Source organism: Pseudomonas sp. Tav-5-1A (assembly GCF_055755055.1).
The window spans coordinates 140,020-155,063 of sequence record NZ_CM146901.1 but is presented as its reverse complement, the minus strand read 5'-3'; the positions used below and the strand labels follow the sequence as shown (position 1 = coordinate 155,063).

Below are 15,044 nucleotides of genomic sequence, written 5' to 3'. Positions count from 1 at the left end.
TACTAAAGCGACGAGTATTTCTTGCGAAGACGCTGGCGAATCAGCTCGGCCAGGGTATTCATCACGAAGGTGAACATCAGCAGCACCAATGCGGCCAGGAACAGCACGCGGTAGTGGCTGCTACCCACCTCCGACTCGGGCATTTCCACCGCCACGTTGGCGGCCAGGGTGCGCATCCCCTCGAACAGGTTCATCTCCATCACCGGCGTGTTGCCGGTGGCCATCAGCACGATCATGGTCTCGCCCACGGCGCGGCCCATGCCGATCATCAGCGCCGAGAAGATACCGGGGCTGGCGGTGAGCAACACCACGCGCGTCAGGGTCTGCCAGGGCGTGGCGCCCAGCGCCAGCGAGCCCAGGGTGAGGCTGCGCGGCACGCTGAACACGGCGTCCTCGGCGATGGAGTAGATGTTGGGGATCACCGCGAAGCCCATGGCCAGGCCCACCACCAGAGCGTTGCGCTGGTCATAGGTAATGCCCAGGTCGTTGCTGATCCACAGGCGCATGTCGCCGCCGAAGAACCAGGCTTCCAGGTGCGGGCTCATGGCCAGCGAGCCCCAGCCCACCAGCAGGATGACCGGCACCAGGATCGCGCTTTCCCAGCCATCGGGCACCCGCAGGCGAATGGACTCCGGCAGGCGGCTCCAGGCGAAACCGGCCACCAGGATACCGATGGGCGTGAGCATCAGCAGGCTGAAGATGCCCGGCAGGTGCCCTTCCAGGTACGGCGCCAGGAACAGCCCGGCGAAGAAGCCGAGGATCACCGTAGGCATGGCCTCCATCAGCTCGATCACCGGCTTGACCTTGCGGCGCAGGCCCGGAGCCATGAAATAGGCGGTGTAGATCGCGGCGGCGACGGCCAGCGGCGCGGCCAGGAACATGGCGTAGAACGCCGCCTTCAGGGTGCCGAAGGTCAGCGGCGACAGGCTCAGCTTGGGCTCGAAGTCCGACGTGGCGGCAGTGGACTGCCAGACGTACTTGGGCTCGTCATAGTTTTCGTACCAGACCTTTTCCCACAGCGCGCTCCAGGACACCTCCGGGTGCGGGTTGAGCAGAACCATGGGCACCAGGCGCCCGCCCTCCTCGACCATGATGCGGTTGGCACGCGGCGACAGCGCCAGCACGCCCGGGCCCTGTGCCACCTGCTGGACCAGCAGGGTGCGGTGCGCGGTGCTGTGGAACACGCCCAGCTGGCCCACCGCGTTGACGGCGATGAAGCCCTTGCGGCGCTGCTCGGCGGTGATATCGACGATAGGCGCGCTGCCCATCTGGAAGTCGCGGATGTGCTTGAGGCGCGGCTCGCCATCAGGGTCGCGGGCCATGAACCACTGCGCCAGGCCGCCCTTGGAGGTGCCGACGATCAGCGAGATGCCGCCCACCAGCTGGGTGCTGGCGGTGATTTCGGCGTTGGCGTCTTCCAGCAGCTTGTAGCGGCCATTGAGGCTCTTGTCGCGCAGGCTGAACACGTCGGCCTGGGCACGACCATTGATCACGTACAGCCACTGCTGGCGCGGGTCGACGAAGATGGCCTTGACCTGCTCGGTCATCTGCGGGAGTTCGATGGCGGCCTGGGTGGTCTCGGTGTCGCCGGTCAGCATGTTCTCCGACTTGGTCAACGACAGCACATGCAGCTGCGGCCCAGTGGAACCGGCGACGATCAGGGTGTCGTCGGTGGCGCTGAGGTTGACGTGTTCCAGGGCGCGGCCCTGGTCGTCCAGGGTCAGCAGCGTCGGGCCGTAGGGAAACTCGATGTTCGGGGTGATGGTCTTGTGGCCGTCGGGGTACGTCACCTTGTAGGTGTGACGGAAGATCATCGACTGCCCGTTGGACAGGCCCAGGATCACCAGCGAGCTGCCTGGCTGGTCTTCGCCGATGGAGGCCACGGTGACGTCGGGCGGCAACGGCAGGTCCACGCGCTTGAGTTCGCTGCCGTCGCGGGTGCTGAAGAACAGCGCCTGGCCGCGATCGGAAACGCGCATGCCCACCTGGTTCTGTTCTTCCAGGGCAATCATCAGCGGCTTGCCGGCGTCCTGCATCCAGGCGGGGGCGATCGGCGCCTTCACCGTCAGTTCGGCGCCCTTGAACAGCGGCAGCACCACGTAGGCCAGGTAGAAGAAAATCAGGGTGATGGCCGCGAGCACGGCCAAGCCGCCCACCAGTACAAACCAGCGGGAAAGGTGGTCCTTGAGCGCCCGCAGCTTGCGCTTGCGCACCAGCTCCGGGGTGTTGAAGTCAATGCGCTCCGGGGGTTTGCGCGGGGTCATTGGAGAGTTGGCCAGATCATTCATGCGCACACCCTAGCGGCCTCGTATTACAGAAACATGACAGTGAATTGACGCAACAAGGTCTACCGCCCAGGCAGGCTGGGCAGTACACCAGGTGAATCGTTAAGCGAGCCCTCTAGAACGGGCCCGCCAGACATTCTACTTACTTTGCGCCTTCACTCAGCCCCAGATCTGCCAATGCTTTGGCAGCGACCTTGGCTGGTAACGGGATGTAACCATCTTTTACCACGACTTGCTGACCGGATTGTGACAGCACCAGCTTGACGAATTCGGCTTCCATGGGCGGCAGCGGCTTGTTCGGCGCCTTGTTGACGTACAGGAACAGGAAGCGCGACAGCGGGTATTTGCCGTTCAGGGCGTTCTCCTCGGTGTCCTCGACGAAGTTGGTGGTGCCTTTCTTGGCCAGGGCCACGGTCTTCACGCTGGCAGTCTTGTAGCCGATGCCCGAATAGCCGATGCCGTTGAGCGAGCTGCTGATGGACTGCACCACCGAGGCCGAGCCGGGCTGCTCGTTGACGTTGGGCTTGTAGTCACCCTTGCACAGCGCCTCTTCCTTGAAGTAACCGTAGGTGCCTGACACCGAGTTGCGGCCGAACAGCTGCACCGGCTTGGTGGCCAGGTCCCCGGTCACGCCCAGGTCACCCCAGGTTTTCACGTCGGCCTTGGCACCACACAGGCGGGTGGCGGAGAAAATCGCGTCCACCTGCTCCATGGTCAGGTGCTCGATGGGGTTGTCCTTGTGCACGAACACCGCCAGGGCATCCACCGCAACCGGAATAGCCGTGGGCTTGTAGCCGTACTTCTGTTCGAAGGCCTGCAGTTCAACATCCTTCATGCGACGGCTCATGGGGCCGAAGTTGGCGGTGCCCTCGGTCAGCGCGGGTGGCGCGGTGGACGAGCCGGCGGCCTGGATCTGGATGTTCAGGTTGGGGTATTCCTTCTTGAACGCCTCGGCCCACAGGGTCATGAGGTTGGCCAGGGTGTCGGAGCCGACGCTGGACAGGTTGCCCGAGACGCCGGTGGTCTTCACGTAGGCAGGAATCGCAGGGTCGACGGCGGCATGGGCCTGGACGGTGACGGCACCCGCGGCGACGAAGCTGATCGCGGCCATCAAACGCTTGATTGTCATGGGGTGAGTCCTGGAAATAGGTTGTTCGAATGGGGTCGGGCGCAGTATCGGTAGCCCATATGAACATTCTATGTACGGATTATGACAGCCGGATGACTGGCCATTACCGCATGTTGCAGGGCGCAACCCCGTAGCAGCGGCCCGTAGGCCGCGTCCAGCGTCCCAGCGCCGAGCCTGCACCTGCGCGGCGCCTGGGACGCGGCCTAGGGGCCGCTGCTACGGGAAGTTCAGCGTTTTTTTGCCAGGAGGTAGAGGCCAACGAAGAGGCCGATCATGCAAATCCCTGCAACATAATAAGCCGGGCCCATGGGGTCGGATTTCAGCAGCAGGGTCACGATCATCGGCGTCAGCCCACCGAAGATGGCGTACGCCAGGTTGTAGGAGAACGACAAGCCGGTAAAACGCACCACCGCCGGGAACGCCTTGACCATCACGTAGGGCACGGCGCCGATGGTGCCCACGAACAGGCCGGTCAGCGCGTACAGCGGGAACAGCCACTCGGGGTGCGCGTGCAGGCTGTGGTAGAACACCCAGGAGCTGGCCAGCAGCGCCAGGCTGCCGCCCACGAACACCCGGCCGGCGCCCAGGCGGTCGGCCAGGGCGCCGGCACACACGCAGCCGATGCTGAGGAAGACGATGGCCAGGCTGTTGGCCTGCAGCGCCACCGAAGGCGAGAAGCCGTACACGGTCTGCAGCACGGTGGGGGTCATCAGGATCACCACCACGATGCCCGCCGACAGCAGCCAGGTCAGCAGCATCGACACGGCGATGGCGCCGCGGTGGTCGCGCAGCACCGCGCGCAGGGGAATTTCCTCGGCCAGCGCCTTGCGCTGCTGCAGCTCGGCGAACACCGGGGTTTCGTGCAGCCAGCGGCGCAGGTACACCGACATCAGGCCGAATACACCGCCCAGCAGGAACGGAATGCGCCAGGCGTAGTCCGAGACTTCGGCAGCGCTGTAGAGGCTGTTGATCAGGGTGGCCACCAGGGAGCCGAGCAGGATACCCGCCGTCAGGCCCGAGGTCAGGGTGCCGCAGGCGTAGCCCACGTGGCCCGCCGGCACGTGTTCGGAAACGAATACCCAGGCCCCGGGCACTTCGCCGCCAATGGCCGCGCCCTGGATGACGCGCATCAACAGCAGCAGGATGGGCGCCCACAGGCCGATCTGCGCGTAGGTAGGGAGCAGGCCCATGATCAGGGTCGGCACGGCCATCATGAAGATGCTCAGGGTGAACATCTTCTTGCGGCCCAGCAGGTCACCGAAGTGCGCCATGACAATGCCGCCCAGGGGGCGTGCCAGGTAGCCAGCGGCGAAAATGCCGAAGGTCTGCATCAGGCGTAGCCATTCGGGCATGTCGGCGGGGAAGAATAATTTGCCCACCACGGTGGCGAAGAACACGAAAATAATGAAATCGTAGAACTCCAGCGCACCGCCCAGGGCGGAAAGCGACAAGGTCTTGTAGTCGTTGCGGGTCAAGGGGCGCGCCGGTTGCGCGTGACTCGATGGCACGGAGGTCATGTCTATGGCTTCTCTTATGGGCATTACGGCAACCCTCACCAGGGCTGCTTGCGGCTGGCAGGTGGGGCACGATAGCAAATTGCTCGAAAAAGCACATTGATCGTGGTTTTCCAGCGCCAAATGAGACTTGGACGGTCGTCGCTACTGTTATCGCGCTATATACTGCGCGTCTGTAGGAATTTTCTGTTTGGTTACAAGGTATTTGTGCGAAAACGTCGCTATATGCGGTAGCCGATTTCGCAGAGTTACCCTTGGAGCGCCTCTACCGGCGAAAGCAGCGTAGTATGAAGCTGAATCGTTTTATATGAGGCGTCATCGTATTACGCCAACGCTATTGAGAGTTTTTGGGTCAGAGGCACCCCAGGCATGATTGAACTCGAACAAGAAGATCCTATCCCACAAGGCGATCTCGCCTTGCAGATCACCGCATTGCCCCGTGAAACCAACGGTTTCGGCGATATCTTCGGTGGCTGGCTGGTCGCGCAGATGGACCTGGCCGGCACCGCCATGGCCAGCAAGGTCGCCGGTGGCCGCGTGGCTACCGTGGCCATCGACCGCATGGCGTTCCTGGTACCCGTTGCAGTGGGCGCGCAATTGTCTTTCTATACCCAGACCCTGGAGATCGGCCGCAGCTCGATCCAGATGATGGTCGAGGTGTGGAGCGACGATCCGCTGTCCAGCGAATGGCGCAAGGTAACCGAGGCAGTATTCGTGTTCGTGGCCATCGACGGCAGCGGGCGTACCCGTTCGGTACCGCCGCGGCGCTGAGTGCCGGAAAACTCGGCGGCTGTTTCAGGGTCAACTGCATATCTATTGGATTGGAAGCGAGAACTGCGCATGTCTACCCCCCAGGTCGAGTCGGTCAAACTGGATGAATTGAACTGCTGGCGCATCAGCCACAGCGGTGCCGAACTGCTGGTCGCCCAACAGGGCGCGCAGATCCTCAGTTATCAACGCGATGGCGAACAGCCGCTGATATGGCTCAACGACAAGGCGGTATTCAAGCACGGCACGCCCGTGCGCGCCGGCGTGCCGGTGTGCTGGCCGTGGTTCGGCATCTTCGCCCGCAACCCGCAGTCGGTGCAGGCCATGTACAAGGCCGAGCCCGCGCCCACCCACGGCCTGGTGCGGGCCATGGACTGGCAGCTGCACGGCATCGACAGCGCCACCGATGACAACCTGCGCATCGACTTCACCCTGCCCGAGGCCGAAGGCAAGCTGCCGGGCTGGCCGCACAAGGTGGCGTTGAAGCTGAGCATCGTGCTGGGCGACCACCTGGGCATCAGCCTGACCAGCACCAACCTGGGCGACGAGCCCGTCACCATCAGCCAGGCGCTGCACAGCTACTTCGCCGTGAGTGACGTGCGCGACGTGCATGTGGAAGGCGTGGCGGGCCTGAAGTACATCGAGACCCTGGAAGACTGGCAGGTACGCGAGCAGGCCAGCGAGCTGCGCTTTGCCGGCGAAACCGACCGCATCTACCAGCAGGTGCCGGCGCAGCTGACCATCGTCGACCCGGTCTGGAAGCGTCGCGTGCGCCTGACCAGCAGCGGCTCGAACGCTGCGGTCATCTGGAACCCGTGGATCGATCGCGCGCTGAAGCTCGACGACATGGCCGACGACGGCTGGCAGCGCATGCTGTGCATCGAGACCGCCAACGTGATGGACGACGTGGTGGTGTTGCTGCCAGGTGCCGAGCACACCCTGGGCGTCACCGTGGTAAGCGAAAAGCTCTAACACCTCTACCGTAGCAGCTGCCGCAGGCGGCGTCCGGCCCCGACCGTGGTGCCCGGGACGCAGCCTGCGGCAGCTGCTACGGGTTAGAGGTCGGACTCTACGACTACTCGCACTTTCGATGCATCCATCGCGTAGGCCGCGTCGGCCATATCGTTACTGACCTTCTCCACTTTCAGCGTGCCGATCGCCCACAGCGGCGTGTAGATGTCATCCAGCTTCAAGCCCTTGGGGTAGCGAATCAGGATCATCTGGTTCGGCGGCGGTGGCGGCACGTGGATGCAGGCGCCCGGGTACGGCACCAGGAAGAACGCCGTGGCACGGCCCTTGGCGTCGGTCTCCAGGGGCACGGGGTAGCCGCCGATGCGGATGTTCTTGCCATCCATCTCGGGCACGGTCTTGGTCGAATACATCACCGCCGGCAAGCCCTTGCTCTGTTTCAGGCCGCCCTTGTGGGTGAAGTTGCCGTCGCCCTCTGGGGTGTTGTGGGTGATCTCCGGCATGGCCTCCAGGGCCTTCTGGTCCGATTTGGGCATGAGCGACAGCCAGTCGGTTTCCGGGAGTTTTTCCGCGGCGTGAACAAGGCCGCTGAAGACGAACAAGGTGGCAAGAAGAATACGGCGCATGAAGGGCCTCGACACAAAATGAGTCGGGCATTCTAGCCCTCTCCAGGTGCCAGCGGAGAGGGCCATTGGGCGATTGTCAGTCGTTTTTCTTGATCATGCCGTAGATCACCAGCAGGACGATCGCGCCGATCACCGCACCGATGAAGCCCGCTGCCTGACCCGCCTGGTAGATGCCCAGCGCCTGGCCGCCATAGGTGGCTACCAGGGAGCCGCCGATGCCCAGCAGGATGGTCATGATCCAGCCCATGCTGTCGTCGCCGGGCTTGAGGAAGCGTGCCAGCAAGCCAACGATGAGGCCGATGAAGATGGTGCCGATGATGCCCATGTGAAACCCTCTGATTGACTGCATTAGCCAAAGCCTAGTTGCGCTTTGGCTTCCTGCAATCAGAGGGCTCACCGGGGAGGATGGTTCCCTGTCAGGCGCCGATCAGGGCTTCGACTGCCTTGATCTGTTGCTGCAGGGTGGCCATGTCGGCGCTGCGCAGGGTGGCGTGGCCCACCTTGCGGCCAGCCTTGAAGGCCTTGCCGTAGTGATGCAGGTGGCAGTCGTCGATGGCGATGACCTTATCCACAGGCGGCACTTCACCGATGAAGTTGAGCATGGCGCTTTCGCCGACCTTGGCGGTCGAACCCAGCGGCAGGCCAGCCACGGCGCGCAGGTGGTTCTCGAACTGGCTGCACTCGGCGCCCTCGATGGTCCAGTGCCCGGAGTTGTGCACGCGCGGGGCGATCTCGTTGGCCTTCAGGCCACCGTCCACTTCGAAGAACTCGAAGGCCAGCACGCCCACGTAGTCCAGGTGCTTGAGCACGCGCCCGGCATAGTCTTCGGCCAGGGCCTGCAACGGGTGGTCGGTGCTGGCCACGGACAGGCGCAGGATGCCGCTGTCGTGGGTGTTGTGCACCAGCGGGTAGAAGCGGGTCTCGCCGTCGCGGGCGCGCACGGCAATCAGCGACACTTCGCCGGTGAACGGCACGAAGCCTTCCAGCAGGCATGGCACGCTGCCCAGCTCGGCGAAGGTGCCTTCGACGTCAGCCTGGCTACGCAGCACTTTCTGGCCCTTGCCGTCGTAACCCAGGGTGCGGGTCTTGAGCACGGCCGGCAGGCCGATGCTGGCTACGGCGGCGTCCAGGTCGGCTTGCGACTGGATGTCGGCGAACGTCGGCGTAGGCACGCCCAGGTCCTTGAACATGCTCTTTTCGAACCAGCGGTCGCGGGCGATGCGCAGGGCGTTGGCGCTCGGGTATACCGGCACGAACTGCGACAGGAACGCCACAGTCTCGGCCGGCACGCTTTCGAACTCGAAGGTCACCAGGTCGACTTCGTCAGCCAGCTGGCGCAGGTGGTCCTGGTCGCCGTAGTCGGCACGCAGGTGCTCGCCCAGGGGCGCGGCGCAGGCATCCGGCGCCGGGTCCAGGAAAGCGAAGTTCATACCCAGCGGCGTACCCGCCAGGGCCAACATGCGGCCCAGCTGGCCGCCACCGATAACACCGATCTTCATGAAAGAGCCTCAGGCCTGACGCGGGTCTGGATTTTCCAGCACGCTATCTGTCTGTTCAGTGCGGAATTGCTTGAGCACGGCGTGGAATTGCGGGTGCTTGGCGCCCAGGATGCTGGCCGACAGCAGCGCGGCGTTGATCGCGCCGGCCTTGCCGATGGCCAGGGTGGCGACCGGGACGCCGGCCGGCATCTGCACGATGGACAGCAGCGAATCGACGCCCGAGAGCATGGAGGACTGCACCGGTACGCCCAGCACCGGCAGGTGGGTCTTGGCCGCGCACATGCCTGGCAGGTGGGCAGCGCCACCGGCACCGGCGATGATCACTTCGATTCCGCGGCCTTCCGCTTCCTCGGCATACTGGAACAGCAAATCGGGCGTACGGTGGGCCGAGACCACGGTGACTTCGTACGGAATACCGAGCTTGTCCAGCATATCGGCGGTGTGGCTAAGGGTGGACCAATCGGACTTGGAGCCCATGATCACGCCAACCAGTGCACTCATCGTCGAGCCTCTTCTCTTGGGCGCCCGCAGGCGCGTCAAAAAACAACAAGCCACGCAGGAAAACCGGCGTGGCTTGTTATGCGAATTATGGCCGGCAAAACCGACCGAAGGCCGCGCAGTATACCGCAAAGATCGCGGATAAATAGACCTTCTATCAGCGCTGAAAACCGCGGTTTTACTGACTTAAAAGTCAATCCGAAACCAGCGATTTGCGGGCAGCGAATGCCAGCTCAAGGCTGGCGTTTAAGTTGGCGACGCAATCTGAAGTTATCACCGGCCAAGGCCACCAACGCGATCGTGTTCAGTAGCGCAAATCCATCGGTTCCCAGGTTATGCCAAAAACCCCAGGCCAAGACGGCGACGACTGACGCGGCGACCACTAGAAATATCGAGTCCTTCATACGACAACCTTGGCGTTGAGATAATGCCGGCGGCCTGGTAATTGAGGCTTGTACACACCAGGAAATTTGATGAGGCATGCGCTCAGCCAATGTCGCTCCAGATTATTGTCGCGTGCAATGGCCAGAACATCGGCAATCGAGAGGCCGCCCGACAAGCTTCGGCCTGTGGCAACAGCGATACTGCCAATGACCGCGCCGACGTAAAACGCGGCTGAACAGGCACCGATTACCGCCAGCTTTTCCAGACGGGTCCCTGCACTGATCAACTCACCCAGGGTGACCGTCTTGCCAAACTTGTCAATCTGGGTAAGTAGGGTCGAAGCAGTCCCTACTGCCGCCGATAAGGTACCGAATAGCGATTCGGGCGCCGGCAGCCCCATGCTTTCCATATTTTCTTTGAAGTAGTCGTAGAAGCTTGCCATTCATCAATCCTTTGCGGCCTTCGAATCAGGCCGGCTATCCATGTAGCGCGCAAGCCTAAGGGATCATTATTCAAAGCTCAATGGCATGGCGAGTTATCCCGCAGCCGCGCCGCCCTCCAGCTTGCGCCACAGCAGGCGCACATTGGCCTTCCTCACCAGTGCGCAGCGGTACAGGCGAATCTCCAGTGGCACGTGCCACTGCGGGCCGCCGCACACTACCAGCTCGCCACGCTTGAGCTCGGCCTTGGCGCTCAGGTGCGGCACCCAGGCAATGCCCAGGCCTTCCAGGGCCATGCTCTTGAGGCTATCGGCCATGGCGGTCTCATACACCGTGGTGTAGCGCAGGTTGCGCTGGCGCAGCAGCAGGTTCACCGAGCGGCCCAGGAAGGCGCCGGCGCTGTAACCCAATAGAGGAAAACTGATGTCGTGTTCCAGGTCGTACAGCGGCTTGCCGTCCGGCCCCACGGCGCAGACCGGGATCATTTCGGTGTGCCCCAGGTGCAACGACGGGAAAATCTCGGCGTCCATCTGTAACGCGGCGTCCGGGTCATAGAAGGCCAGCATCAGGTCGCAGCCACCTTCGCGCAAAGCATGCACGGCGTCACCGACGTTGGTGGCCACCAGCCGCGTGGCGATGTTCAGGCCTTCATTACGCAGCTGCGCGATCCAACTGGGGAAGAAGCCCAGGGCCAGGGAGTGGGCGGCAGCCACCTGCATGACCTCGCCCTGCCCGCCCTCCAAGTGATGCAAATGACGCAAGACTTCGCCCAATTGTTCCACCACGGTTCTCGCGGTCACCAGGAACAGCTGGCCAGCCGCCGTCAGCTCGATGGGCGTGCGCGAGCGGTTGACCAATTGCAGCCCCAGGGCAGCCTCAAGGCTGCGGATTCTGCGGCTAAACGCGGGCTGCGTGACAAAACGGCGCTCCGCAGCCTGGGAAAAGCTGCGGGTGGCGGCCAGGGCACTGAAGTCCTCCAGCCATTTACTCTCAAGATTCATCAGCGACCTCCGGGGCGCCTTACGTTCTGGACGACTGATGCGTCACACGACCTATTATGCCGTTTATGCATAGGGCAGTGTCTAACAGCATTGGCCGACGATTGGTCACAAGCCTAGCATTGGCAGCGTTCCGGCACATGCCGGGTCCACATTGAGATTATCTCTATCATGTCCTCCGCTGCATCACCGCGCATCGAAAAAGACCTGCTTGGCGTTCTCGAAGTCCCCGCTGAAGCGTACTACGGCATCCAGACCCTGCGAGCGGTTACCAACTTCCGCCTCTCCGGCGTTCCGATCTCGCACTACCCCAAGCTGGTCGTGGGCCTGGCCATGGTCAAACAGGCCGCTGCCGACGCCAACCGCGAGCTGGGCCACCTCAGCGATGCCAAGCACGCCGCCATCAGCGAAGCCTGTGCTCGCCTGATCCGCGGTGACTTCCACGAGCAGTTCGTGGTGGACATGATTCAAGGCGGCGCTGGCACTTCGACCAACATGAATGCCAACGAAGTCATCGCCAACATCGCGCTGGAGGCCATGGGCCACAGCAAGGGCGAGTACAAGTACCTGCACCCCAACAACGACGTGAACATGGCGCAGTCGACCAACGACGCCTACCCTACCGCGATCCGCCTGGGTCTGCTGCTGGGTCACGACGCCTTGCTGGCCAGCCTCGACAGCCTGATCCAGGCCTTCTCGGCCAAGGGCCAGGAGTTCTCCCACGTACTGAAGATGGGCCGTACCCAGCTGCAGGACGCGGTACCGATGACCCTGGGCCAGGAATTCCACGCGTTCGCCACCACGCTGACCGAAGACCTCAACCGTCTGCGCAGCCTGGCGCCGGAGCTGCTGACCGAAGTCAACCTGGGCGGTACCGCCATCGGCACCGGCATCAACGCCGACCCGCGCTACCAGGCCCTGGCCGTATCGCGCCTGGCCACCATCAGCGGCCAGCCGCTGGTACCGGCTGCCGACCTGATCGAAGCCACCTCCGACATGGGTGCCTTCGTGCTGTTCTCCGGCATGCTCAAGCGCACCGCGGTGAAGCTGTCGAAGATCTGCAACGACCTGCGCCTGCTGTCCAGCGGCCCGCGCACTGGCATCAACGAGATCAACCTGCCAGCGCGTCAGCCAGGCAGCTCGATCATGCCAGGCAAGGTCAACCCGGTGATCCCGGAGGCCGTGAACATGTGCGCCTTCGAAATCATGGGCAACGACCTGGCCCTGACCATCGCTGCCGAAGGTGGCCAGCTGCAGCTGAACGTGATGGAGCCGCTGATCGCCTACAAGATCTTCGACTCGATCCGCCTGCTGCAACGCGCCATGGACATGCTGCGCGAGCACTGCATCGTCGGCATCACTGCCAACGAAAAGCGCTGCCGCGAACTGGTCGAGCACTCGATCGGCCTGGTCACCGCGCTGAACCCGTACATCGGCTACGAGAACGCCACCCGTATCGCCCGCATCGCGCTGGAAACCGGCCGCGGCGTACTGGAACTGGTGCGTGAGGAAGGCCTGCTGGACGAAGCCAGCCTGGAAGACATCCTGCGCCCAGAAAACATGATTGCTCCACGCCTGGTGCCGCTGAAGGCCTGACCTTCACCACCACGCGCTGCTACACCGCTCACCAGGTCGAGGGACTAGACACCTCTCACCTTTTGAGGGCCCCGGGCTTGTCCCGCGGGCCCTTTTTTTTGCCTGGCGTTTGGGTAAGGAATGGGGCGGCTACTACAGGTGCCGAAGGCTGCGTCCGGGGCCTATGGGATGTCAGCCATTGCGCGTGGTCCATGACGCGGCCTGCGGCCGCTGCTACAGATGCCGTGTACCCCGTAGCAGCTGCCGAAGGCTGCGTCCGGGGCCTATGGGGTGTCAGCCATTGCGCGGGGGCCATGACGCGGCCTGCGGCCGCTGCTACAGGTGCCGTGTACCCCGTAGCAGCTGCCGAAGGCTGCGTCCGGGGCCTCTGGGGTGTCAGGCATTGCGCGTGGCCCATGACGCGGCCTGCGGCCGCTGCTACAGGTGCCGTGTACCGCGTAGCAGCAACTGTCTTGAAATGGCGTCGTCTGCATCGCGACTAAAGTCGGCTCCTACACTATTCGTGGTAGGAGCCGGCCTTGGCCGCGATGCAGGCGACGCGGTCTATGGGGTATCCGCATTCGCGTAGCAGCTGCCGAAGGCTGCGTCCGGCGGCGGTCCTGCGTTGCTCCAGGACGCGGCCTGCGGCCGCTGCTACAGATTCGCCTAGCCACTGTCTTGCCCAGTTAATGACGTCCGCCATGCTGTGCCGTCGCGCAGCATGGCGTTAAGCCGGACCAGCAGCACGCGCATGCACGCTACCAGCGCCACTTTTGCACTCTTGCCTTTATCGCGCAGCCCCTCGTAACGCGCCTTGAACGAGGCGTCGTAGCGGATGACCGTCCAGCACGACATGTACAGCACTCGCCGCACCGCACTGCGCCCGCCGCAGATCTTGCGCTTGCCCTGGAAGTTGCCACTGTCGTTGTTATAGGGGGCCAGGCCGGCCAGCCCCGCTATCTGGTGCCGGTCCAACTCGCCCAGTTCTGGCAGGTAAGCCATCAGGCTGGCCGCGGTGATCGTGCCGAGACCTTTGACTGACGTCAGTTGCGCCACCTTGGGCGCATCAAGTGCCTGCATCGTTTGCTCGATGGCCTTTTCCAGCTCCAGGATCTGTGCTTTCAGGAAGGCGATATGGCCTTCCAGCAGCTCGATTATCCTGGGGGACTGGGCCTGTTTCAGACGGCGTCTGTCGTCGTCGCGTTGCTGTACGAAGCGCTCGCGCTGCTGTACCAGCTCCCGTAAAAACTGGGTCGGCGCCGAATCCTGCTGGGGTTTGGCCGCCTTCAAAGTTTCGGCAAACTGCGCCAGGACCTGGGCATCGATGGGGTCTGTCTTGGCTTGCTTACCGATCGCCTCGGCAAACGCCCGGGCACGGCGAGGGTTTACGCGCACGACGGTAAAGCCAGCCAGGCGAAGGGCCGCCATCACCCCCCGCTCGTAGCCGCCGGTCGCCTCAAGCAAAACCTTCTGTACGTCGCAACCGCTCAGCTTTTCGATCAGATGGGCATAACCTGTTGAGTTATTGGGGACATTGAAGCTGATGTCTTGGGGGCGAAGCCAAACTGCGAGGGAGGATTTAGCGACGTCGATACCGAGCCAGGAAATCATGGGGAACACCTCTTACACTCAAGGATGAGAGCACTCTGGTGATGCCCATGCTTGTGATGTTCGAGGTCGGCTCGTTCAACTGTTCGGGCTTGTAGCCAGAGCGGAGAGGTGAATGGCGGTTCTGCTGCTACACGTGCTTATCAACACTGCTGCCGAACAACCTGCCATTCACCGCTCTCACCTCAGATTCTATTCCCTTCTCTAGACACAAGCTGCCGAAGGCTGCGTCCGGGCCTATGGGGTGTCAGCCATTGCGCGGGGCCGCTGCTGCGGAAGATTTTGCGCAGCCCATAACGACAAAACCCCCGTCTGCGCTAGCAGACGGGGGTTTCGGAATTCAATCTTGACGATGACCTACTCTCACATGGGGAAACCCCACACTACCATCGGCGATGCATCGTTTCACTGCTGAGTTCGGGATGGGATCAGGTGGTTCCAATGCTCTATGGTCGTCAAGAAACTCTGTGTGCCGATCCGTCACCGCAGTGACGTGCCAGCCGAAAATGATGGAGCTTCTACTAAAAGACAAAACCCCCACCTGCCTTCGCAGATGGGGGTTTCGGAATTTAATCTTGACGATGACCTACTCTCACATGGGGAAACCCCACACTACCATCGGCGATGCATCGTTTCACTGCTGAGTTCGGGATGGGATCAGGTGGTTCCAATGCTCTATGGTCGTCAAGAAATTCTGTAGCCAGGATGCCCTTTGGGAGGCATTCCAGCGAATCGGGTATGTGATGGTATT

13 protein-coding genes and 2 rRNA genes are annotated in these 15,044 nt (G+C 62.7%); 3 read left to right on the top strand and 12 right to left on the bottom strand.

Annotated elements, in window-relative coordinates; all coding sequences use genetic code 11:
- Positions 1-2: 2 nt before the first annotated feature.
- The 3 genes from AC0J42_RS00750 to AC0J42_RS00740 form a co-directional block, all read right to left on the bottom strand.
- Positions 3-2,036: an ABC transporter permease subunit gene (locus AC0J42_RS00750; protein WP_473006794.1), complete on the bottom strand. Its 2,034-nt coding sequence runs from the start codon at positions 2,034-2,036 to the stop codon at positions 3-5.
- 391 nt (positions 2,037-2,427) lie between these two features.
- The gene (locus tag AC0J42_RS00745) at positions 2,428-3,414 is read right to left on the bottom strand and encodes a phosphate ABC transporter substrate-binding protein PstS (RefSeq protein WP_416421777.1); all 987 of its coding nucleotides are present in this window, start codon (positions 3,412-3,414) and stop codon (positions 2,428-2,430) included.
- A 227-nt stretch (positions 3,415-3,641) separates the two neighbouring features.
- Entirely contained in the window at positions 3,642-4,931 is a 1,290-nt protein-coding gene (locus AC0J42_RS00740; RefSeq protein ID WP_473005028.1) for an MFS transporter, read from the bottom strand.
- 366 nt (positions 4,932-5,297) lie between these two features.
- Between AC0J42_RS00740 and AC0J42_RS00735 the strand changes: the two genes are divergently transcribed.
- Entirely contained in the window at positions 5,298-5,699 is a 402-nt protein-coding gene (locus AC0J42_RS00735) for an acyl-CoA thioesterase (RefSeq protein WP_008366910.1), read from the top strand.
- Between the two features lie 69 nt (positions 5,700-5,768).
- Positions 5,769-6,668, top strand: a complete 900-nt coding sequence (locus tag AC0J42_RS00730) for a D-hexose-6-phosphate mutarotase (protein WP_416421775.1) — start codon at positions 5,769-5,771, stop codon at positions 6,666-6,668.
- Between the two features lie 83 nt (positions 6,669-6,751).
- Here the strand turns inward: AC0J42_RS00730 and AC0J42_RS00725 are convergent, their stop codons facing one another.
- The 6 genes from AC0J42_RS00725 to AC0J42_RS00700 all read right to left on the bottom strand — a co-directional run bounded on the left by AC0J42_RS00725 (position 6,752) and on the right by AC0J42_RS00700 (position 11,113).
- Entirely contained in the window at positions 6,752-7,291 is a 540-nt protein-coding gene (locus tag AC0J42_RS00725; protein WP_473005027.1) for a DUF3299 domain-containing protein, read from the bottom strand.
- 76 nt (positions 7,292-7,367) lie between these two features.
- Positions 7,368-7,616: a GlsB/YeaQ/YmgE family stress response membrane protein gene (locus tag AC0J42_RS00720; protein ID WP_416427510.1), complete on the bottom strand. Its 249-nt coding sequence runs from the start codon at positions 7,614-7,616 to the stop codon at positions 7,368-7,370.
- A 91-nt stretch (positions 7,617-7,707) separates the two neighbouring features.
- The gene (locus AC0J42_RS00715) at positions 7,708-8,790 is read right to left on the bottom strand and encodes a 5-(carboxyamino)imidazole ribonucleotide synthase (RefSeq protein WP_027980846.1); all 1,083 of its coding nucleotides are present in this window, start codon (positions 8,788-8,790) and stop codon (positions 7,708-7,710) included.
- A gap of 9 nt (positions 8,791-8,799) precedes the next feature.
- Positions 8,800-9,291 (bottom strand): 5-(carboxyamino)imidazole ribonucleotide mutase, encoded by a 492-nt coding sequence (purE, locus tag AC0J42_RS00710; protein ID WP_416421773.1) that lies wholly within the window; start codon positions 9,289-9,291, stop codon positions 8,800-8,802.
- Positions 9,292-9,688: 397 nt separating this feature from the next.
- Positions 9,689-10,114 carry a hypothetical protein gene (locus AC0J42_RS00705; protein WP_416421772.1) on the bottom strand — a complete coding sequence of 142 codons (426 nt, stop codon included), beginning with the start codon at positions 10,112-10,114 and terminating at the stop codon, positions 9,689-9,691.
- 93 nt (positions 10,115-10,207) lie between these two features.
- The gene (locus tag AC0J42_RS00700) at positions 10,208-11,113 is read right to left on the bottom strand and encodes a LysR substrate-binding domain-containing protein (protein ID WP_416421771.1); all 906 of its coding nucleotides are present in this window, start codon (positions 11,111-11,113) and stop codon (positions 10,208-10,210) included.
- Positions 11,114-11,281: 168 nt separating this feature from the next.
- Between AC0J42_RS00700 and AC0J42_RS00695 the strand changes: the two genes are divergently transcribed.
- A complete protein-coding gene (locus AC0J42_RS00695) occupies positions 11,282-12,706 on the top strand; it encodes an aspartate ammonia-lyase (protein ID WP_416421770.1) in 1,425 nt (474 codons plus the stop codon).
- Between the two features lie 645 nt (positions 12,707-13,351).
- On the opposite strand, the gene AC0J42_RS00690 is transcribed toward AC0J42_RS00695, so the two are convergent.
- From AC0J42_RS00690 to rrf (AC0J42_RS00680), 3 genes are all read right to left on the bottom strand, one after another.
- Positions 13,352-14,296, bottom strand: coding sequence for an IS110 family transposase (locus tag AC0J42_RS00690; protein ID WP_416423801.1), 945 nt, complete (start codon positions 14,294-14,296; stop codon positions 13,352-13,354).
- Between the two features lie 341 nt (positions 14,297-14,637).
- A 5S ribosomal RNA gene (gene rrf / locus AC0J42_RS00685) occupies positions 14,638-14,753 on the bottom strand.
- Between the two features lie 113 nt (positions 14,754-14,866).
- Positions 14,867-14,982, bottom strand: a 5S ribosomal RNA gene (rrf, locus tag AC0J42_RS00680).
- Between the last annotated feature and the right edge of the window lie 62 nt (positions 14,983-15,044).

What these genes read in the sequence shown, in the direction of transcription:
- AC0J42_RS00695 (WP_416421770.1), top strand. Translation starts at nt 11,282, where the DNA reads ATGTCCTCCGCTGCATCACCGCGCATCGAAAAAGACCTGCTTGGCGTT.
- AC0J42_RS00715 (WP_027980846.1), bottom strand. Translation starts at nt 8,790, where the DNA reads ATGAAGATCGGTGTTATCGGTGGCGGCCAGCTGGGCCGCATGTTGGCC.
- purE (WP_416421773.1), bottom strand. Translation starts at nt 9,291, where the DNA reads ATGAGTGCACTGGTTGGCGTGATCATGGGCTCCAAGTCCGATTGGTCC.
- AC0J42_RS00750 (WP_473006794.1), bottom strand. Translation starts at nt 2,036, where the DNA reads ATGCAGGACGCCGGCAAGCCGCTGATGATTGCCCTGGAAGAACAGAAC.
- AC0J42_RS00740 (WP_473005028.1), bottom strand. Translation starts at nt 4,931, where the DNA reads ATGACCTCCGTGCCATCGAGTCACGCGCAACCGGCGCGCCCCTTGACC.
- AC0J42_RS00730 (WP_416421775.1), top strand. Translation starts at nt 5,769, where the DNA reads ATGTCTACCCCCCAGGTCGAGTCGGTCAAACTGGATGAATTGAACTGC.
- AC0J42_RS00745 (WP_416421777.1), bottom strand. Translation starts at nt 3,414, where the DNA reads ATGACAATCAAGCGTTTGATGGCCGCGATCAGCTTCGTCGCCGCGGGT.
- AC0J42_RS00725 (WP_473005027.1), bottom strand. Translation starts at nt 7,291, where the DNA reads ATGCGCCGTATTCTTCTTGCCACCTTGTTCGTCTTCAGCGGCCTTGTT.
- AC0J42_RS00705 (WP_416421772.1), bottom strand. Translation starts at nt 10,114, where the DNA reads ATGGCAAGCTTCTACGACTACTTCAAAGAAAATATGGAAAGCATGGGG.
- AC0J42_RS00700 (WP_416421771.1), bottom strand. Translation starts at nt 11,113, where the DNA reads ATGAATCTTGAGAGTAAATGGCTGGAGGACTTCAGTGCCCTGGCCGCC.
- AC0J42_RS00720 (WP_416427510.1), bottom strand. Translation starts at nt 7,616, where the DNA reads ATGGGCATCATCGGCACCATCTTCATCGGCCTCATCGTTGGCTTGCTG.
- AC0J42_RS00690 (WP_416423801.1), bottom strand. Translation starts at nt 14,296, where the DNA reads ATGATTTCCTGGCTCGGTATCGACGTCGCTAAATCCTCCCTCGCAGTT.
- AC0J42_RS00735 (WP_008366910.1), top strand. Translation starts at nt 5,298, where the DNA reads ATGATTGAACTCGAACAAGAAGATCCTATCCCACAAGGCGATCTCGCC.